The following is an 18552-nucleotide window of genomic DNA, read 5'->3' on the forward strand; positions in this document are numbered from 1 at the left end:
TTGCGTTTCAGCACGTTTTCACACCGCTCGGTCGAGCAAGTTTCCCTTCAGCCCCTGGCGTACTGCAACACCACTTCCAATGGATGACGCATCGGCCGCCCAGCCATGCGCTTGACCTGGCTGCGGCAGGAATAACCGGTCGCCAATGGCTCCCCCTCCTTATCCAGTTTCAGCGCCCAGGACTGTTCGAAGATGTTCTTTGAGGTCTGCTGATTACGCGCCTCGTGCCCATAGGTACCTGACATGCCGCAGCAGCCGGTGGCCTCGGTGATCAGCTTGAGCCCAATGCGTTCGAACACCTGCTCCCACTGCCGGGTACTGGCAGGGGCGTTGGTCTTCTCGGTGCAATGGGCCATCAGACGGAAGGTGGACGTGCACCCTGCCGCTTGCTCGGGCAGTGCGCCCAACAGCCATTCCTGAGGCAACAGCACAGTGGGGCACCCCTCGAGCCCAGGCACTTTCAGGTATTCCTGGCGATAGACGAGGGTCATGGCCGGATCCAGCCCGACCAACGGTACGCCGCAGTCAGCCAACGCCTTGAGCTGGGCGGCATTGCGCACGGCGGCCTTGGCGAAGGCACCCAGAAAGCCCTGAACATGCAGTGGCTTGCCATTGGCACTGTACGGTGCCAAGTAAACCTTGTGGCCCAGGCGATGCGCCAAGTCGATGAATGCCGACAGCAACGGCGTCTCGAAGTAACGGGTGAAGGCATCTTGCACCAGCACGATGCTGCGCTCGCGTTGGGCAGGCGTCAGTTCGCGCAGCGCCGGCACCGTAGCCATGCCCACGCCACAGCGTGTCAGGGTCGCCTGGAAGTTGAAACGGCTGATCAACGGGCTATCGACCATGCCTACCTGCTCGGCCAGCAGGCGGCTGACCCATTTCGAGCTCATCACCGCGTTGTACAGACCAGGCGCATGGGCCAGATAGGGGATGGTGAACTCCAGCGAGCCGATCAAGTAGTCACGCAGAGGGCGCTGGTACCGGGTGTGGTACAGCTCGAGAAAACGAGAGCGAAAATCAGGTACGTTGACCTTGATCGGGCACTGCCCTGCGCAGGACTTGCAGGCCAGGCAGCCAGCCATTGCGTCATAAACTTCATGGGAAAAGTCAGCCTGACCCTGGCGCCGCGCCCGCTCGTTGCGCAACCGCGCAGGCAGCCCTTTGATCCATGAAACCGGCTTGCGCGCCACCTCCAATACATCCACGCCCGCATCACCCTGCAGGCGCAACCACTCGCGCATGAGCGAAGCCCGCCCTTTGGGCGAGTGCCGACGTTCACGAGTCGCCTTCCACGACGGGCACATGGCGTCGTTCGGGTCGTAGTTGTAGCAGGCACCGTTGCCGTTGCAATGCACGGCGCTGCCATAGGCCTGCCAAACCCGCTCATCGATGGTGCGGTCCAACTCGCCACGCAAGGTCACGCCATCGACCTTGGTCAGGCCCTCGCTGGCACCGGGCGGTGTGCAGATCTTGCCGGGGTTGAGCTGGTTGTGCGGGTCGAACGCGCCTTTGAGACGCTGCAGTGCCGGGTACAGCTCGCCAAAATACTCGGGCACGTACTCAGAACGCAGGCCCTTGCCATGCTCGCCCCACAACAAACCGCCGTAGCGACGGGTCAACGCAGCCACCGCATCGGAGACAGGCTTGACCAAGGCCGCCTGAGCCGGGTCCTTCATGTCCAGCGCGGGGCGCACGTGCAGCACGCCGGCATCGACGTGGCCGAACATGCCGTACGCCAACCCGTAGCCGTCGAGCAAGGCACGGAACTCGGCGATGTAGTCGGCGAGTTTTTCCGGTGGCACCGCCGTATCCTCGACGAAGGGCTGCGGCCGCACTTCGCCTTCGACATTGCCCAGCAGGCCGACCGAGCGCTTGCGCATGGCGTAGACGCGGGTCACCGCCTCAGCGCCCTCGGCCAGCGTATGGCCGAGACGCTCGACGCTGGTGTCGGCGCGCAAGTGATCGATAAACGCCTGGACCTTGGCGTTGACCTCGATGGTGTCATCACCGCAGAACTCGACCAGGTTGATGCCCAGCGTGGGGCGCTCGGGGTCGGCCGGGAAATACTCGGCCACGCTGTGCCAGACGATGTCCTTCATCGCCAGCCCGAGCACTTTGGAATCGACGGTCTCGATGGACAGCGGCCGCTGCGCCATCAAGGCATTGGCATCGCGCAGCGCGTCCATGAAGCTTGCGTACCGTACGTTCACCAGGACGGCATACTTGGGAATCGGCAGCACGTTGAGCTTGGCCTCGACCACATACCCCAGCGACCCCTCGGCGCCGCACAGCACACTGTTGAGGTTGAAGCGGCCCTGCTCGTCGCGCAGGTGCGCCAGGTCGTAGCCGGTCAGGCAGCGATTGAGCGGGGGAAAGGTGGTGCGGATGAGTTCAGCCTGGGTATCGCAGATATCCAGGGCCGTGCGGTACACCTGACCCACGCGACCGGGCGCCGTACACGCAGCCTGCAGCGCCTCTTCGTCGAGCGGCAGGCTGTGCAGGCGTTCCCCCCCGAGCAGGATGCTGTGCAGCTCAAGCACATGGTCGCGCGTTTTGCCATAGGTGCAACTGCCCTGCCCGCTGGCGTCGGTGTTGATCATGCCACCCACGGTCGCCCGGTTCGACGTGGACAGTTCAGGCGCGAAGAACAAGCCATGGGGTTTGAGGGCGGCGTTGAGCTGGTCCTTGACCACACCCGCCTGCACCCGCACCCAACGCTGCTCGGCATTGATTTCAAGAATGCCGTTCATGTGCCGCGACAGGTCCACGACCACGCCATCGGTCAACGACTGGCCATTGGTACCCGTGCCGCCGCCGCGCGGGGTCAGTTTGATCGCCTGGAAACGCGGCTCGCCCATCAGCGTGGCGACCCGCGCCACGTCATCGGTGTCCAGGGGGAACACCGCGGCCTGCGGCAGACGCTGGTAGATGGAGTTGTCGGTGGCCAGGACGGTTCGGGTACCGTAGTCGGCGCTGATCTGGCCACGGAAACCGCTGTCACGCAGGGCTTGGAGAAATGCCGGGTAGTCGGCGTCAGGGGCAACGGTAGGTAGCTGGGCGATCATCGAAGGACGGCCTCGGAATAGGGCTGATTCACGGAAAAGATGTCGTGGCGGCATGGGTGGTGCCGGCAACAGTGACGTATGTGGCAATGTTCCTGTAGTTTTGCGCCAGGGGCAAACGGATAATCCTGCCGCTATCGATGACTTTCATGAATGAATTACCGCCACCTGACCCCGTCCATGTCCCTGCTGCTGGCCTTCGAGGCGGCCGCCAGGCACCAGAGCTACACCCGCGCCGCCACTGAACTGTCGCTGACCCAGAGCGCGGTCAGCCGGCAGGTTCAGGCGCTGGAACAGCAACTGGGCCTTACCCTGTTTCGCCGCGAGGGTCGCCAGGTACGGTTGACGGACGTCGGCCGGCTGTACCAGCGCGAGCTCAGCGAAGCACTGGGCCGCATTCGGGGCGCGACCCTCCAGGCGCTGGCCTACCAGTCCGGGGTCGGCACACTGCGCCTGGCCACCCTGCCCACCTTTGGCTCCAAATGGCTGTTGCCGCGCCTGAACGACTTCTACAAGGCGCACCCTGGCATGCTCGTGCACTTGCATTCACGGATCGAAGCCATCGACTTCGACACCAGCGAGATCGACGCCGCCATTGGCGTGGCCAGCCGTGACCTGCCGGGGCTGATCAGCCATCGCCTGCATGCCGAGGAGCTGCTGGTGATTCTCCCGGCGCAGGCCGCCAACGAACAACCGCACTGGAGCCCCATTCGCATCAGCGAGCAGTTGCTGTTGAACGTGGCCAACAACCCCCATGCCTGGGGTGAATGGTTCTCGCACCACGGCCTGCCCCACCGAAGCATGCGCCTGGGCCCCAGCTTCGAGTTGACCTCGCACTTGATTCAGGCCGTGCAGGCGGGGATTGGGGTGGGCCTGGTGCCCCGCGTGCTCGTGGAAGACGAGCTGGCCAAAGGAGCGCTGTACAGCCCAGGCCTGGCATTCGCCAGTCAGCGCAGTTATTACCTGATCTATCCACCGCGCAACGAGGCGCTACCTTCGCTGCGGGCGTTCAGGGCGTGGCTGCTGGAACAGATCTGACACGCAGAAAAGAAGAAACCCGAAGCGGGCAACGCTTCGGGTTTCGCATGCGGCTGTACGATGCTTATTTGGCGGTGCTGCCAATGGCCGCAGGGACAACGCCCTTGCGCCGTGACTTGATGACATAAGCGACGAACATGCAGAGCAACCAGACCGGAATGGCGTAGACGGAAACCTGGATACCCGGAATCTGCAGCATGATGCCCAGGATCAGGACCACAAACGCCAGGACTACATAGTTGCCATAGGGGTACCACAGCGCCTTGAACAGGGGTTTCTGGCCCGTGCGGTTGAGGTGCTGGCGGAACTTGAGGTGCGAGTAGCTGATCATGGCCCAGTTGATCACCAGGGTGGCCACGACCAGCGACATCAGCAGCTCCAGCGCGCTGGAAGGCATCAGGTAGTTGAGCAGCACGGCGATCAGGGTCACGGCCGCCGACACCAGAATCGAACGCACCGGTACACCACGCTTGTCGACCTTGGCCAGGGCAGCCGGCGCATCGCCCTGCTCGGCCATGCCCAGCAGCATGCGGGCATTGCAGTAGGTGCCGCTGTTGTACACCGACAAGGCCGCGGTCAGGACCACGAAGTTCAGCAGGTTGGCGGCCACATCGCTGCCCAGCAACGAGAACACCTGCACGAACGGGCTGCTGCCGTAGCTGCCGCCGGAGGCATCGATGCTGGCGACCAAGGTGTCCCATGGCGTGAGCGACAACAGGATCACCAAGGCGCCGACGTAGAAGATCAGGATACGGTAGATGACCTGGTTGATGGCCTTGGGGATCACGGTCTTGGGCTTGTCAGCTTCTGCGGCCGTGAAGCCGAGCATCTCCAGCCCCCCGAACGAGAACATGATGAACGCCAGGGCCATCACCAGGCCACTGACTCCATGGGGGAAGAAGCCACCGTGCGACCACAGGTTGGCCACGGTCGCGTCAGGTCCGCCACTGCCGCTGGTCAGCAGGTAGGCACCCAGGCCGATCATGCTGACAATGGCCACCACCTTGATGATGGCAAACCAGAACTCGGCTTCGCCGAAGAACTTCACGTTCATCAGGTTGATGGCGTTGATCAGCACGAAGAAGGCAGCGGCTGTCACCCAGGTAGGGATTTCCGGCCACCAGTAGTGCACGTACTTGCCCACGGCGGACAGTTCGGACATGCCCACCAAGATGTACAGCACCCAGCAGTTCCAGCCCGACAGGAAGCCGGCAAAGCCCCCCCAGTAGGTATGGGCGAAATGGCTGAACGATCCGGCCACGGGCTCCTCGACGATCATTTCGCCCAACTGGCGCATGATCATGAAAGCGATGAAGCCACAGATCGCGTAGCCCAGGATCATCGAAGGCCCGGCGGATTTCATCACGCCTGCCGACCCCAGGAACAGGCCGGTACCGATGGCGCCACCCAGGGCGATCAACTGAATATGGCGGTTCTTCAGGCCCCGCTTGAGCTCGCCTGAATGCTTGTCGTGTCCACTCATGAACGAAGTCACCTGCATTGTTTTTATCTGTGACGGAATCGGACCCACCGCGCTCGTGGCGCAGCGGAATGGGCAAGGTGGTCACCTTGTTTCCTGAGGGTGCAACTGCGCGGTCGAGTCAACCGGGCGGGGTCAGGAGTGCGCGGTACGCAAGGGGGTCACAGGTAAAACGCGGCGCACTGTATAACCCTGCGAGCGCGCAGGCGTCAACGCGTTGCGTGGTTTCCGGCGGAAAAAACGCAGCGTTCCTGGGGTAATGGCCTTTGTGGGCGAGGTGATCGGCGTACATGGCGCCTCCAATTGTTGTTTTATCAACCGGCTCTGCGGCGGGCTGTTGCACGGGGCAATGAGGGCTATAACACCCTGGGGCGGGGGGTTTAGGCAAGACAGGGATGTGGCTGACGGCGCAATCGAGCACCCATGTTCCGGCAAGCTTTCTTTACGCCCGGGGAAGTTTTCCGATTTGCTGCGAGAATTGGTCGATGCTTGTAAAAAAATCCTTACAAGCTGGCAATCTAAGTTGCCAAACGAACGAAATGGCTTTTCGCCCAATGGGTTACGCTCGGTCCATGAATTGCGCGAGAGCAGCCGAATTGCACCGTCTGGTGGGTTGCATCTGGACAGGAGCGCAGTTCAGGTAGCTGGTTGCACATTGGGGCCGCTTCGCGCCCCATCGTCAGCCAACTGACTCCTGCTCATCGCGAGTTACTCGCCTAGTGCAGAAGCCGGCTTGCCGGCAATGAGCTGCGCAGAAGCCCCAATGTGTTCAGCGTCGGTACACAGGCAAGGGCCATCATGATGGCCCCGCAGGCTCAGCCGCGCGGCTTGCCGCGACCACGGCCAGCTGGCTTGTCACCCTCGGGCTTGGCCGGGCGCTTGCGCATTTCGCTCGGGCGCTCGGCCACTGCGCTGCCACGGTTGCCTTTGCGTGGCGACTCTTCGCGCGTCGGGCGTGCTGGGCGCTCGCCGGCCGCTGCGCCGTCCTGGGCTGGGCGCAGGCTACGCACGCGCTCACCACGGCCCAGGGGGCGGGACGATTTGCGCTGCAGGCGCTCCATCTTGTCCTTGGCCTTGAGCTTCATGGCCGGCAATGCCACGGGCTGCAAGCCCACCTCGGCCGCCAGGATGTCAATTTCACCCTGGGTCATTTCACGCCAGCGGCCCATGGGCAAGTCCGAGTTGAGGAACACCGGGCCAAAGCGCACACGCTTCAGGCGGCTGACCACCATGCCCTGCGACTCCCACAGGCGACGCACCTCACGGTTACGGCCTTCCATCACCACGCAGTGGTACCAGTGGTTGAAGCCTTCGCCGCCTGGTGCCTTCTGGATGTCGGTGAACTTGGCCGGGCCGTCCTCGAGCATGACCCCCGCCTTCAGGCGATCGAGCATCTCGTCGTCCACTTCCCCGCGCACGCGCACGGCGTATTCGCGGTCCATTTCGTACGACGGGTGCATCAGGCGGTTGGCCAGCTCACCGTCGGTAGTGAACAGCAGCAGACCGGTGGTGTTGATGTCCAGACGGCCGATGTTGATCCAGCGACCTTCCTTGGGGCGTGGCAGGCGATCGAACACGGTCGGGCGACCTTCCGGGTCGTCGCGGGTGCAGATCTCGCCATCGGGCTTGTTGTACATGATCACCCGGCGCGTCGCCTCGGCCGCCTCTTCACGCTTGATCAGCTTGCCGTCCACAGCAATGGCGTCATGCAGGTCGACGCGCTGGCCAAGGGTGGCTGCAACGCCGTTGACCTTGATGCGGCCCTGGCTGATCCAGGCCTCGACGTCACGGCGCGAGCCCACGCCAATGCGCGCGAGAACTTTCTGCAGCTTCTCGCCAACAGGTGGGGTGATCTGGGTATCTTGCAGGTCTTGCTCACTCATCTGGGCACCTCCCGGTGTAGGAATGAAAACAGGTTTCTGGCAACGAACGCGCCAAAAGGCCGCGCATCATACGTGGTTCGCCGCATGAATGCATGGGAGGGTAGAAGCTTTTACACCCCTTGCCAGGACTTTCTGCCAGGCGGGCCCTGGTCGGCGGCCAGGCCCCTGGCCACAGCAGATGGCGTTGCGGCGTTCAGGCCTGCTCGTTCTGCTCCCCCTCCAGCGATGCTTCGGCACCAGGGTCGTGCTGGAGCACGTCGTCGAAATCGGTCTTGAGGCCCTGCTCCATGGCGTCGAGCTCCACGAGCAGGCTGCGAAAGCTGGTCTCGTCCTTGACCGGTTCAGCCTCTTCGTCCTCGCCCAGGCTGGCGTCGGCCAGGGCCTGCAAGTGCGCCGGTACCGGGGCGTCGTCCGGGTCGAGCGCGGGCTCGGGCTCCATCTCGCGCAATTCGGCCAGTGCTGGCAGCTCATCCAGGCTGCGGAGGTTGAAATGATCCAGAAACGCCTTGGTCGTGGCGAACAGGGCCGGCCGCCCGGGCACTTCCCGATGGCCCACCACCCGTATCCACTCGCGCTCGATCAACGTCTTGACGATGTTACTGTTGACCGCCACGCCACGCACGTCCTCGATTTCGCCACGGGTGATGGGCTGGCGATAGGCGATCAGCGCCAGGGTCTCGAGCAGCGCCCGGGAGTAGCGCTGCGGGCGCTCTTCCCACAGCCGGCCAACCCAAGGCGCGTAATCCTCGCGAATCTGAAGTCGATAGCCATTGGCCACCTCTTTGAGCTCGAACGCACGACCGGCGCACGACTTGCCCAGCACCTCGAGTGCGCGCTTGAATGTCTTCGGCTCGGGCCGCTCGGGCTCCTCGAACAGCTCGTACAGGCGCTCGAGCGATTGTGGCTTGCCAGAGGCCAGCAGGAAGGCTTCGATCAGCGGGGCCAGGTCGCGGGGGTCATTCAGGTTCATGGGCGTCTTCAGCAGGAGCAGGGCGTAACCGCACATGGATGGCGGCAAAGGCTTCATTTTGCACCAGTTCGACGAGGCTTTCCTTTACCAGTTCCAACACAGCCATGAACGTGACCACCACCCCCAGCTTGCCTTCATCGGGGGCGAACAGATCGATGAAGGCCACGAAACCTCCGTCTTTCAAGCGTTCCAGCACCTGCCCCATGCGCTCTCGGGTCGAAAGGGTCTCTCGGCTGATCTGGTGGCTTTCGAACAGGTCGTTGCGGCGCATCACTTCGGCCATGGATGCCAGCAGCTCCGGCAGGCTGACCTGCGGCAACAGTTTACGTACCTTTGCCTGGGGCGCCTCCAGGCACGGCACGACCAGGTCACGACCGACCCTGGGCAACCCGTCCAGTCCCTCAGCGGCAGCCTTGAAGCGTTCATACTCCTGGAGGCGTCGGATCAGCTCGGCGCGCGGGTCGCCCTCCTCCTCCTCGACCGTGACGCTGCGCGGCAGCAGCATGCGCGACTTGATTTCAGCCAGCATGGCGGCCATCACCAGGTACTCGGCAGCCAGCTCAAGGCGCACGGTTTTCATCAACTCGACGTAGCCCATGTACTGGCGCGTGATTTCTGCCACCGGGATATCGAGGATGTCGATGTTCTGCTTGCGAATCAGGTACAGCAGCAGGTCCAGCGGCCCTTCAAACGCTTCGAGAATGACCTCCAGGGCATCGGGGGGTATGTACAAGTCCAGCGGCAGCTCGGTCACGGCCTCGCCGTAGACCAACGCCAGCTGCAGCTGGCCTGGCAGCTCGGCCGCTGCCTGAGCTAACGGCTCGGAGGTCACGCGCTGACCAAGAACGGAGTAGGGTCGCCGCAGCCCTCTCGAATCAGCTCGGGCTCCTCGCCTGACAGGTCGATGATGGTCGACGCCTTGAGGTCACCGTAGCCGCCATCGATCACCAGGTCGACATGGTGTTCCAGGCGCTGGCGGATTTCGTAGGGATCGGTCATGGGTTCGGCATCGCCAGGCAGGATCAGGCTCACGCTCATCAAGGGTTCACCCAGCTCGGCAAGCAGTGCAAGGGTGATGGCATGGTCAGGCACGCGCAAGCCGATGGTGCGGCGTTTTTCATGCAACAACAGGCGCGGCACTTCGCGGGTGCCGTTGAGAATGAAGGTGTACGGCCCCGGCACATGGGCCTTGAGCAGCCGGAAGGTGCCGGTATCGACCTTGGCATACAAGCCCAGCTGCGACATGTCGCAGCACATGAGGGTGAAGTTGTGGGTCTTGTCCAACCCACGCAAACGGCGCACCCGTTCGATGGCTGACTTGTCACCGATCTGGCAACCCAGTGCATAGGCCGAGTCGGTCGGGTAGACCACGACCCCACCCTTGCGAATGATCTCGACCGCCTGGCGTATCAGCCGCGGCTGTGGGTTTTCCGGGTGAATCTGGAAAAATTGGCTCACATCGTCGTCCTGTTCAAACCGGCAATGGCTGTTCATGGCTGAAACGGTGCCACACAGGTGGCAGGTTCTCGGGCAAAGGCCGATAGGCACCGATTTCGCCCCAGGTGCCGGGGCCATGGAAGTCACTGCCAGCACTTGCCAGCAGCCCGAACTCACGGGTGAGGATGGACAAAGTGCCCACCTGCTCGGCCGGCATCATCCCATTGACCACTTCAAGCGCCTGCCCGCCTGCCTGAATATAGTCGGCAATCAGGCGCCTGCGCTTGCTGCGCGTCAGCTCGTAATGCATGGGATGCGCCAGGCTCACCCATGCATTGGACTGGCGCAGGGTGGCAACGGTTTCCTCCAGTGATGGCCAATGCTGCTTGACGTCACCGAGCTTGCCGGCGCCGAGCCACTTGCGGAAGGCCTCGCCACGGTCTTTGACGTGGCCGGCACGCACCAGATAATCGGCAAAGTGTGGCCGGGCCGGGGCATTGCCACTGTCACCGAGCGCCTGCTGGATTTGCCGGGCACCTTCCAGCGCCCCGGGCATGCCCTTGGCCGCCAGGCGCCTGTCGATTTCCTCGGCACGCAACCAGCGGCCGCGGTGCAGGGCCTCGATCGCTGCCAACAAGGGCGGAGCGTCCACGGGAAAGTTGTAACCGAGTATATGAATGGTTGCGCCGCCCCAGGTGCAGGACAGCTCGACGCCGCTGACCCATTGCATGCCGTGCTCGCGGCAGGCTTGGCGGGCCTCGGCCAGGCCTTCGAGGGTATCGTGGTCGGTGAGCGCCAGCGTACGCACCCCGTGCTCGAAGGCCCGGGCGACCAAGGCCGAAGGCGACAAGGCGCCATCGGAGGCCGTGCTGTGACAGTGCAGATCAACATTCATGGAGTAGCGCTTTCGCTGGATTCGATGTTTGTTATTATGCCGTCACATCCCGGTTCTGGCTGCCATTGTGAAACAATTCATCGATTTCATCCCGCTGCTGCTGTTCTTCATCGTCTACAAACTGGATCCACGGCCTGTCGAGCTGGCCGGACACAGCTTCGAATTCGGTGGTATCTACAGTGCCACTGCCATGCTGATCATCAGCTCGCTGGTGGTATACGGCGCGTTGTTCCTGCGCCAGCGCAAGCTTGAGAAAGGCCAGTGGCTGACGCTGGTCGCCTGCCTGGTGTTTGGCGGCCTGACCCTGGCCTTTCACAGCGAAACCTTCCTCAAATGGAAGGCGCCCGTGGTGAACTGGCTGTTCGCCCTGGCCTTCGCCGGTAGCCACTTCATAGGCGACCGGGTACTGATCAAGCGCATCATGGGCCACGCGCTGACCTTGCCCGATGCCATCTGGGCCCGCTTGAACCTCGCCTGGATCGCATTCTTCCTGTTCTGCGGCGCCGCCAACCTGTTCGTCGCCTTCACCTTCCCGGCGTTCTGGGTCGACTTCAAGGTGTTCGGCAGCCTGGGCATGACCGTGCTGTTCCTGGTGGCCCAAGGGCTGTACCTGTCGCGCCATCTGCAAGATACCTCCTCTGCCTCCAAACCCAAGGACTGACATGCTCTACGCCATCATTGCCAGCGACGTCGCCAACTCCCTGGAAAAACGCCTGGCTGCCCGCCCGGCCCATATCGAGCGCCTCCAGCAGCTCAAGGCGCAAGGCCGCGTGGTACTGGCCGGGCCACACCCGGCCATCGACAGCAACGACCCAGGCCAGGCCGGCTTCAGCGGCAGCCTGATCGTGGCCGAGTTCGATTCCCTGAGCGCCGCCCAAGCCTGGGCCGATGCCGATCCGTACATCGCTGCAGGCGTCTACGACCAGGTCGTGGTCAAGCCCTTCAAGCAAGTGCTGCCTTGAAACACCTCGCCTAGAAGGCGTGCTCGGCATCGCCAGTTGGCAGCAGACCTCAAGACTGGGGTATCTTTGCGGCTGGCGGACCAACGCGTCGCCGTCAATGGTTGAATTGAGTGAGTCATGAGCGAGCTGTTACTGATTGATGACGACCAGGAGCTGTGCGAGCTGCTCAGCAGCTGGCTGACCCAGGAAGGGTTCACCGTGCGGGCCTGCCACGATGGCCAGGCTGCACGCCAGGCCTTGGCCGACCGTGCGCCATCGGCCGTGGTACTGGATGTGATGCTGCCCGACGGTAGCGGGCTTGAGCTGCTCAAGCGCCTGCGCAGTGAGCATGCCGACCTGCCCGTGGTGATGCTGTCGGCCCGCGGCGAGCCGCTGGACCGTATCCTGGGCCTTGAACTGGGCGCCGACGACTACCTGGCCAAGCCGTGCGACCCGCGCGAGCTGACCGCGCGCCTGCGCGCCGTGTTGCGCCGCAGCCATCCAGCCCCTGCCACCAGCCAACTGGAACTGGGCGACCTGGTCTATAGCCCTGCCCGCGGGGTGGCCAGCATCGACGGTCGCGAACTGACCCTGACCCTCTCTGAAAGCCGTATTCTCGAAGCATTGCTGCGCCAACCGGGCGAGCCCCTGGACAAACAGGAGCTGGCGCAGATCGGTCTTGGCCGCCGGCTGACACTCTACGACCGCAGCCTGGACATGCACGTGAGCAACCTGCGCAAGAAGATCGGCCCGCACGCCGACGGTCGCCCCCGCATCATCGCCCTGCGCAGCCGCGGCTACTACTACTGCTTGTAGTCGCTTGCGCCAGGCTGACGCCAGGGAAGGGAGCTTGCCTTTACGTTCCCTTTACCGTGCGCTGACCGCGCTTGACGATCATCTCCCTAGACTGTGCTCATCCGGTGATCACCGGCCCATGACAGGAGAGACACCATGCGCAAGACCCTTACCGCCCTGCTGTTCGCCGCCGCACTGCCCACCGTTGCCATGGCCATGCCCGACGGCGGCCCGCGCCATGACGGCCCGCACCATCGCGGTGGCCCGGCATTCCACGAGCTGGATCTGAGCCGCGAGCAGCGCGACCAGATTGGCAAGCTGATGGGCGATCAGATGAAACAGCGCCGCGACATCACGGAGCGTTACCTTGACAAGCTGCCGGCGGCCGACCAGAAAGCCATGAAGCAAGAGATGCAAGCTAGCCGCGACAAGACCGACGCTGCGGTCCGCAACCTGCTCAAGCCAGACCAGCAGAAGAAGTTCGACGAACTGCAAAAAGAACGCGCCGCCAAGAAGGCGGAATGGCAGGAGTTCCAGGCCTGGAAAGCTGAAAAAGCCGGCAAGTCCCAGTAAGCTCCAGTGTCAGCGCCCGCCGTGCCCCAGGTTAGCCTGGCGCGCGGCGGGCTTTCATCGTTTGGGGAGGTCTACGTGCGTTCACTGTTCTGGCGCATCCTGGCCAGCTTCTGGCTGGCCATCGCCCTGGTAGCAGGGCTGTCGATACTGCTGGCGCACACGCTCAACCAGGACGCCTGGATTCTAAGCCGTCATCCGGGGCTGAACACGCTAGCCAGCCAATGGGCCAGGCACTACGAGCAGGAAGGCCCCGGCGCAGCGCAGCATTTTCTCGAAAGGCGCAAGGCGCGCTACAAGATCGACGTGCAAGTGCTGGACGACAGTGGCGACGCTGTGGTGCCAGGCACCTTTCCCCGGCGCGCGGCTGCACTCGAAGCCAGGCAGCACAACGATGACCGGCGCCTGCCGTGGCGCCGCCTGACCGAGGAATACACCAGCCCCCAGAGCGATGCGTCCTACCTGCTGATCTACCGCATCCCCCACCCCGCCCTCGATGCCTGGCATCGCGAGAGCCTGCTCTGGCCGCTGAGTGCACTGGGCATCGCCCTGGTGGTGCTGACCCTGTTCAGCCTGTTCGTGACACTGTCCATCACCCGCCCCCTGAGCCGCTTGCGTGGCGCGGTGCACGACCTGGGGCAGAGTACCTACCAGCAGAACAGCCTGGCGCAACTGGCCGGCAGGCGCGACGAATTCGGGGTCCTGGCCAAGGATTTCAACAAGATGGGCGCTCGCCTGCAGAGCACCATCGCCAGCCAGCGCCAGTTGCTGCGCGATGTGTCCCACGAGCTGCGTTCTCCACTGGCCCGGCTGCGCATCGCCCTGGCCCTGGCCGAACGGGCCGAGCCGGAGCAGCGTCAGGCCTTGTGGCCGCGCCTGACCCGCGAATGCGACCGCCTGGAAGACCTGATCAGTGAGATTTTGACCTTGGCGCGCGTGGACGCCGACCAAGCCCATGCCGAAACGGTCGATCTCAACGCGCTGCTGGGCAGCGTGCGCAAGGACGCGCAACTGACGGCCCCTGAGCATGATGTACGCCTTGAAGCGCAACCCGGGTTGACCCTGCAGGGTTGGCCAACCCTGATCGAGCGTGCAGTGGACAACCTGCTGCGCAATGCCCTGCGCTTTACCCCGGCGGGTCAACCTGTGGAGCTGAGCGCGTGGCGCGAGGGCGACATGCTTCGGGTGTGCGTACGTGACCGGGGCCCCGGCGTGGCAGCTGCGCACCTGGCTCAACTGGGCGAGCCGTTTTTCCGGGCGCCGGGACAACAAGCTCCGGGACACGGCCTTGGGCTGGCGATTGCACGCAAGGCGGCAGAGCGCCATGGCGGCCGACTGATACTGGCCAACCATCCACAAGGCGGTTTCGTCGCAACGCTGGAGCTGCCGGTGGCGGAAGCGCCTGGCGGCTAACTAACGCCACTGCGCAGGTCTGCGCAATGGCCAACGGCTTGGGTCAAACGCGGCGGGGGTCAGTCGCCCCAGGCGCTGACGAAGTCGGCAGTGGCGAGCACAGGCGCCGTGCGAGGCTCGGTCAAGGGCGTACCCACATACAGGAAGCCAAGCAGCTCCTCGTTGTCTGCCAAGCCCAGACCTGCATGGACATGGGCATCGAAGGCCAGGTCCCCGGTGCGCCATACGGCACCCACGCCCTGGGCGTGCGCGGCAATCAGTATGCCGTGGGCCGCGCACCCTGCCGCCAGTTGCTGCTCAAGCACCGGGACCTTGGGGTGCTGCTTGTGCAACCGGGCAATGACCACGATCAGCAAGGGCGCGCGTAGCGGCATGGCGCGGGCCTTGCTCAACGCAGCCTCACTGGCATCGCCACGCTTTTGGACTGCGCTGGCGAACAGCTCACCCAACCGCTCGCGTGCCGGTCCTTCGATAGTCAGAAAGCGCCAAGGACGTAGTTGACCGTGGTCCGGGGCGCGCAGCGCAGCCTGGAACAAGGCCTCACGCTGGGCATCGTTGGGCGCAGGGTCGGTTAGGCGCGGGACCGAAACCCGGTTGAGCAATGCGTCGAGAGCCTCCATCGGCTACCCTCCTGGAACATGAATGTGCGGCCATTCTCAAGGGGCCGACGCCAGGCTGCAAGCACGACCTCATCCAGGGCCTGCAGCATGAAGATGCAGCTTGGCCTTGAGCCTTTGCGCCCCACAGGTAGAATGGCGCCCTTCCGTTTCGAGCCCGAGCAGAACACATGGCGTTGCCGACCCTAAGAATCATTGGTTTCATCATCGGCATCTTCCTCATCACGCTCGCCGTGGGCATGGCTGTCCCCATGGCCACCCTGGTGATCTTCGAACACACCCGCGACCTGCCGTCCTTTCTCTGGTCGAGCCTGATTACCTTCGTGGCGGGCCTGCTGCTGGTGGTGCCCGGCAGGCCCGAACACGTGCACCTGCGTCCACGCGACATGTACCTGCTGACGGTATGCTCCTGGGTGGTGGTGTGCGTGTTCGCTGCCCTGCCCTTTCTGCTTACGCAGCACATCAGCTACACCGATGCGTTTTTCGAAAGCATGTCGGGCATCACCGCCACCGGCGCTACCGTACTCAGCGGCCTGGACAGCATGTCGCCCGGCATCCTGATGTGGCGCTCGATGCTGCACTGGCTGGGCGGTATTGGCTTCATCGCCATGGCGGTGGCCATTCTTCCCCTGCTGCGCATCGGTGGCATGAGGCTGTTCCAGACCGAATCCTCGGACCGCTCCGAGAAAGTGATGCCGCGCTCGCACATGGTCGCCAAGTCCATCGTCGGGGTCTATGTCGGCTTTTCCATCTTCGGTGCCCTGGCGTTCTGGTGGGCCGGCATGAGCCCGTTCGATGCGATCAACCATGCCATGTCGGCGATTTCCACCGGCGGTTTTTCAACTTCCGACCAGTCCCTGGCCAAGTGGGACATGCCCGCCGTGCACTGGGTGGCCGTGGTGGTGATGATCCTCGGCAGCCTGCCGTTCACCCTGTACGTGGCCACGTTGCGCGGCAACCGCGGGGCCCTGATCCGCGATCAACAGGTGCAGGGCTTGCTGGGCATGCTGGTGGCGACCTGGGTGATCCTGGGCACCTGGTACTGGTACACCACCAACCTGCACTGGCTCGATGCCTTGCGGCACGTCGCGCTGAACGTGACCTCGGTCGTGACCACCACAGGCTTTGCGTTGGGTGACTACAGTCTGTGGGGCAACTTTTCGTTGATGCTGTTCTTCTACCTGGGGTTCGTGGGCGGGTGTTCCGGTTCGACGGCCGGCGGTATCAAGATCTTCCGCTTCCAGGTGGCCTATATCCTGCTCAAGGCCAACCTCAACCAGTTGATTCACCCCCGGGCAGTAATCAAGCAGAAGTACAACGGGCACCGCCTCGACGAAGAAATCGTACGCTCGATCCTCACGTTTTCCTTCTTTTTCGCCATCACCATCTGCGTGATGGCGTTGCTGCTGTCATTGCTGGGGGTCGACTGGATGACCGCCCTGACCGGCGCGGCCGGGACGGTGTCCGGTGTGGGCCCGGGCCTTGGCGAAGTGATCGGGCCGTCGGGTAACTACGCCAAGCTGCCCGACGCCGCCAAGTGGATCCTGGCCGGCGGCATGCTGCTGGGCCGGCTGGAAATCATCACCGTGCTGGTGTTGTGCATGCCGGCTTTCTGGCGTCACTGACTCCGTCGATATCGGTGCCCAGGCGAGCCCGGTACTCGCTGGGCGTGACGCCAAACCAACGGCGAAAGGCCCGGTAAAAGTTGCTAGGGTCGGCAAAGCCAAGCAGGTAGGCGGTTTCCAGCAGGGTCATGTTGGGCTGGGCCAAGTACTGTTCGGCCAGTTCGCGTCGGGTATCGTCGAGCAACGCCTGGAAGCTGGTGCCCTCATCCTGCAACCGGCGCTGCAAGGTGCGCTGGGACAGGTGCAACGCCTGTGCCAGGGTTTCACGCTTGGGCTCGCCCTGGGGCAGGATGCGGCACAGCACCTGGCGCACCCGGTGGGTCACGCGGGTCTCCGAGAAGCGTGCCAGGTATTCACCGGCGAACCGGTCGTGCAATACGGCCATGGCTTCGTTGGCTGTGGGCAGTGGCGCCTCCATGTCAGCCCGCTCGAACACCAGGGCATCATGGGGCGCATTGAAGATCAGTGGGGAATGAAAGGCCACTTTGTAGGGTTCCAGGTTCTTGGGCGGCGGCCCCTGTATCAGCACCCGTCGCGGCTGGACCGGCCGGCCGCTGAGCCATTTGCACAGCGACAGGGCGCAGGCCAGCGACGCCTCGGCACTGTGCCGGGTGGGCGGCAGGTGGTCGCCGTGCACGGTCAGGATCAGCGAATAGCCTTCGGGGGTGAGGATGAAGCTCAAGTCAGAGCTCTCGGCGATGATGCGCTGATAGCGCACCAGCCGTGCGAAGCCTTCGGCCAGCGTGCGGCTGGACATCAGCGCGTAGCCCACCACATGAAAGGATGCCGGCCTGACCACGCGCGCCATGTTCAGGCCGATTGCTTCATTGCCTGATAGCTCCACCGCCAGTTGCCAGAGCCGGGTCATGGCGTCCTGCGGGAAGCGCGCATCCGGATCGTCGAGAGCAGTGAAATCCAGCCCCAGCTGCTTGAACATGGCCTGGCAATCGAGCCCTTCGAGCTCCAGCGCCTTGACGATTCCAGATGCCCAGCTGGCGGAGGTGGTTCTTTCGCTCATGGCACGCTTCTTATGCTGACCGCTCCTGCGGTGAACCCCAAGGATACTCAATTGGCGCCTATTGTCACTGGTACGCCTCGTCAGTGACTCTAGACTCGAATCAGGCTCCACGCCGTGTCTATCATTCCCAGTCAATCTTCCGGAGCAGTGTCATGGACCGCACAGCGCAATTCCGAACCTTCGCCGAGTTCTACCCCTACTACCTCGGTGAACACAGCAACCCCACGTGCCGCCGCCTGCACTTCGTGGGCACCAGCCTGGTCATTGCCCTGCTGGCCTACGCCATCGGCAGCGGCGAGTGGATGCTGCTGCTGGCGGTGCCCGTGGTCGGCTACGGCCTGGCCTGGGTAGGGCATTACTTTTTCGAGAAGAATCGGCCTGCGACCTTCACCTATCCCTTCTATAGCTTGCTAGGCGACTTCGCGATGTTCAGGGACGTGCTGCTGGGCAAGGTGCGCCTCTGACGCCAAGGCGCCGGCCTACAATATCGACACGGCCGGGGCGGTTAGCGGTCGTTGTGACCCAGGTCGCGCTGTGGATCGATCTGATCGCGTACGCGTTGCTTGAGCACTTTTGCTTCAGGGAAGCCGCCATCGGCTTTGCGCTCCCACACCTGCACGCCATCGCAGGTGATGCGAAAAACGCCGCCGGTACCCGGCTGCAAGGCCACCTGCCCCAGGTCCTGGCCAAACGTACTGAGTAGCTCCTGGGCCAGCCAGCCGGCACGCAGCAGCCACTGGCACTGGGTGCAATAGGTGATGACGACTTCAGGCTTTGGCTCGGTCATGGTGATGCGCCTCGCAAA

The 18552-nt window shown here is 63.5% G+C and carries 18 protein-coding genes; 8 read left to right on the forward strand and 10 right to left on the reverse strand.

Annotated elements, in window-relative coordinates:
* Positions 1–47 precede the first annotated feature (47 nt).
* Positions 48–3068, reverse strand: a complete 3021-nt coding sequence (locus ACF8E5_RS05745) for an FAD-binding and (Fe-S)-binding domain-containing protein (protein ID WP_197844200.1) — start codon at positions 3066–3068, stop codon at positions 48–50.
* 150 nt (positions 3069–3218) lie between these two features.
* On the opposite strand from ACF8E5_RS05745, the gene ACF8E5_RS05750 reads away from it, so the two are divergent.
* Entirely contained in the window at positions 3219–4103 is an 885-nt protein-coding gene (locus ACF8E5_RS05750) for a LysR substrate-binding domain-containing protein (protein ID WP_197844199.1), read from the forward strand.
* A 64-nt stretch (positions 4104–4167) separates the two neighbouring features.
* On the opposite strand, the gene ACF8E5_RS05755 is transcribed toward ACF8E5_RS05750, so the two are convergent.
* The 6 genes from ACF8E5_RS05755 to ACF8E5_RS05780 all read right to left on the reverse strand — a co-directional run bounded on the left by ACF8E5_RS05755 (position 4168) and on the right by ACF8E5_RS05780 (position 10768).
* Positions 4168–5586, reverse strand: coding sequence for an amino acid permease (locus ACF8E5_RS05755; protein WP_078479439.1), 1419 nt, complete (start codon positions 5584–5586; stop codon positions 4168–4170).
* Positions 5587–6398: 812 nt separating this feature from the next.
* Positions 6399–7466 carry a 23S rRNA pseudouridine(2605) synthase RluB gene (gene rluB / locus ACF8E5_RS05760; protein ID WP_058637605.1) on the reverse strand — a complete coding sequence of 356 codons (1068 nt, stop codon included), beginning with the start codon at positions 7464–7466 and terminating at the stop codon, positions 6399–6401.
* Positions 7467–7659: 193 nt separating this feature from the next.
* On the reverse strand, positions 7660–8436 hold the full coding sequence (scpB, locus tag ACF8E5_RS05765; RefSeq protein WP_058637627.1) for an SMC-Scp complex subunit ScpB: 777 nt from the start codon (positions 8434–8436) through the stop codon (positions 7660–7662).
* Positions 8423–9148: a ScpA family protein gene (locus ACF8E5_RS05770; RefSeq protein WP_181405494.1), complete on the reverse strand. Its 726-nt coding sequence runs from the start codon at positions 9146–9148 to the stop codon at positions 8423–8425. Before ACF8E5_RS05770 ends, scpB begins: the two co-directional genes overlap by 14 nt.
* Before the next feature lie 116 nt (positions 9149–9264).
* Complete coding sequence (locus ACF8E5_RS05775; protein ID WP_058605642.1) at positions 9265–9894, reverse strand: L-threonylcarbamoyladenylate synthase; 630 nt, start codon at positions 9892–9894, stop codon at positions 9265–9267.
* A 13-nt stretch (positions 9895–9907) separates the two neighbouring features.
* Positions 9908–10768: a PHP domain-containing protein gene (locus tag ACF8E5_RS05780; protein WP_392475018.1), complete on the reverse strand. Its 861-nt coding sequence runs from the start codon at positions 10766–10768 to the stop codon at positions 9908–9910.
* Positions 10769–10835: 67 nt separating this feature from the next.
* Between ACF8E5_RS05780 and ACF8E5_RS05785 the strand changes: the two genes are divergently transcribed.
* The 5 genes from ACF8E5_RS05785 to ACF8E5_RS05805 all read left to right on the forward strand — a co-directional run bounded on the left by ACF8E5_RS05785 (position 10836) and on the right by ACF8E5_RS05805 (position 14487).
* A complete protein-coding gene (locus ACF8E5_RS05785) occupies positions 10836–11429 on the forward strand; it encodes a septation protein A (RefSeq protein ID WP_027915901.1) in 594 nt (197 codons plus the stop codon).
* A gap of 1 nt (position 11430) precedes the next feature.
* Complete coding sequence (locus ACF8E5_RS05790) at positions 11431–11730, forward strand: YciI family protein (RefSeq protein WP_058605586.1); 300 nt, start codon at positions 11431–11433, stop codon at positions 11728–11730.
* A 117-nt stretch (positions 11731–11847) separates the two neighbouring features.
* Complete coding sequence (locus ACF8E5_RS05795; RefSeq protein ID WP_078478907.1) at positions 11848–12525, forward strand: response regulator transcription factor; 678 nt, start codon at positions 11848–11850, stop codon at positions 12523–12525.
* Positions 12526–12660: 135 nt separating this feature from the next.
* Entirely contained in the window at positions 12661–13077 is a 417-nt protein-coding gene (locus tag ACF8E5_RS05800) for a Spy/CpxP family protein refolding chaperone (protein WP_058637602.1), read from the forward strand.
* Positions 13078–13152: 75 nt separating this feature from the next.
* The gene (locus ACF8E5_RS05805; RefSeq protein WP_197844196.1) at positions 13153–14487 is read left to right on the forward strand and encodes an ATP-binding protein; all 1335 of its coding nucleotides are present in this window, start codon (positions 13153–13155) and stop codon (positions 14485–14487) included.
* Between the two features lie 59 nt (positions 14488–14546).
* On the opposite strand, the gene ACF8E5_RS05810 is transcribed toward ACF8E5_RS05805, so the two are convergent.
* Positions 14547–15107, reverse strand: coding sequence for a nitroreductase family protein (locus tag ACF8E5_RS05810; RefSeq protein ID WP_058637600.1), 561 nt, complete (start codon positions 15105–15107; stop codon positions 14547–14549).
* 167 nt (positions 15108–15274) lie between these two features.
* Here ACF8E5_RS05810 and ACF8E5_RS05815 point away from each other — a divergent pair, with 167 nt between their 5' ends.
* Positions 15275–16729, forward strand: a complete 1455-nt coding sequence (locus tag ACF8E5_RS05815; protein ID WP_058605590.1) for a TrkH family potassium uptake protein — start codon at positions 15275–15277, stop codon at positions 16727–16729.
* On the opposite strand, the gene ACF8E5_RS05820 is transcribed toward ACF8E5_RS05815, so the two are convergent.
* Positions 16686–17747 carry an AraC family transcriptional regulator gene (locus tag ACF8E5_RS05820; RefSeq protein ID WP_196121844.1) on the reverse strand — a complete coding sequence of 354 codons (1062 nt, stop codon included), beginning with the start codon at positions 17745–17747 and terminating at the stop codon, positions 16686–16688. The two genes, ACF8E5_RS05815 and ACF8E5_RS05820, sit on opposite strands and share 44 nt — an antisense overlap.
* A 152-nt stretch (positions 17748–17899) precedes the next feature.
* Between ACF8E5_RS05820 and ACF8E5_RS05825 the strand changes: the two genes are divergently transcribed.
* Positions 17900–18211, forward strand: a complete 312-nt coding sequence (locus ACF8E5_RS05825) for a DUF962 domain-containing protein (RefSeq protein WP_196121845.1) — start codon at positions 17900–17902, stop codon at positions 18209–18211.
* Between the two features lie 41 nt (positions 18212–18252).
* Here ACF8E5_RS05825 and ACF8E5_RS05830 read toward each other — a convergent pair whose 3' ends face one another.
* Positions 18253–18534: a SelT/SelW/SelH family protein gene (locus ACF8E5_RS05830; RefSeq protein ID WP_058637598.1), complete on the reverse strand. Its 282-nt coding sequence runs from the start codon at positions 18532–18534 to the stop codon at positions 18253–18255.
* Positions 18535–18552: the final 18 nt, after the last annotated feature.

The sequence above is a fragment of the Pseudomonas sp. WSY_20 genome, from assembly GCF_043104335.1.
Taxonomy (GTDB): domain Bacteria; phylum Pseudomonadota; class Gammaproteobacteria; order Pseudomonadales; family Pseudomonadaceae; genus Aquipseudomonas; species Aquipseudomonas parafulva_B.

Excerpts from the sequence above, each read along its gene's own strand:
- ACF8E5_RS05795 (WP_078478907.1), top strand. The coding sequence starts at position 11,848 with ATGAGCGAGCTGTTACTGATTGATGACGACCAGGAGCTGTGCGAGCTG.
- ACF8E5_RS05780 (WP_392475018.1), bottom strand. The coding sequence starts at position 10,768 with ATGAATGTTGATCTGCACTGTCACAGCACGGCCTCCGATGGCGCCTTG.
- ACF8E5_RS05820 (WP_196121844.1), bottom strand. The coding sequence starts at position 17,747 with ATGAGCGAAAGAACCACCTCCGCCAGCTGGGCATCTGGAATCGTCAAG.
- ACF8E5_RS05745 (WP_197844200.1), bottom strand. The coding sequence starts at position 3,068 with ATGATCGCCCAGCTACCTACCGTTGCCCCTGACGCCGACTACCCGGCA.
- ACF8E5_RS05825 (WP_196121845.1), top strand. The coding sequence starts at position 17,900 with ATGGACCGCACAGCGCAATTCCGAACCTTCGCCGAGTTCTACCCCTAC.
- ACF8E5_RS05750 (WP_197844199.1), top strand. The coding sequence starts at position 3,219 with ATGAATTACCGCCACCTGACCCCGTCCATGTCCCTGCTGCTGGCCTTC.
- ACF8E5_RS05800 (WP_058637602.1), top strand. The coding sequence starts at position 12,661 with ATGCGCAAGACCCTTACCGCCCTGCTGTTCGCCGCCGCACTGCCCACC.
- ACF8E5_RS05755 (WP_078479439.1), bottom strand. The coding sequence starts at position 5,586 with ATGAGTGGACACGACAAGCATTCAGGCGAGCTCAAGCGGGGCCTGAAG.
- ACF8E5_RS05810 (WP_058637600.1), bottom strand. The coding sequence starts at position 15,107 with ATGGAGGCTCTCGACGCATTGCTCAACCGGGTTTCGGTCCCGCGCCTA.
- ACF8E5_RS05790 (WP_058605586.1), top strand. The coding sequence starts at position 11,431 with ATGCTCTACGCCATCATTGCCAGCGACGTCGCCAACTCCCTGGAAAAA.
- scpB (WP_058637627.1), bottom strand. The coding sequence starts at position 8,436 with ATGAACCTGAATGACCCCCGCGACCTGGCCCCGCTGATCGAAGCCTTC.
- ACF8E5_RS05830 (WP_058637598.1), bottom strand. The coding sequence starts at position 18,534 with ATGACCGAGCCAAAGCCTGAAGTCGTCATCACCTATTGCACCCAGTGC.
- rluB (WP_058637605.1), bottom strand. The coding sequence starts at position 7,466 with ATGAGTGAGCAAGACCTGCAAGATACCCAGATCACCCCACCTGTTGGC.
- ACF8E5_RS05815 (WP_058605590.1), top strand. The coding sequence starts at position 15,275 with ATGGCGTTGCCGACCCTAAGAATCATTGGTTTCATCATCGGCATCTTC.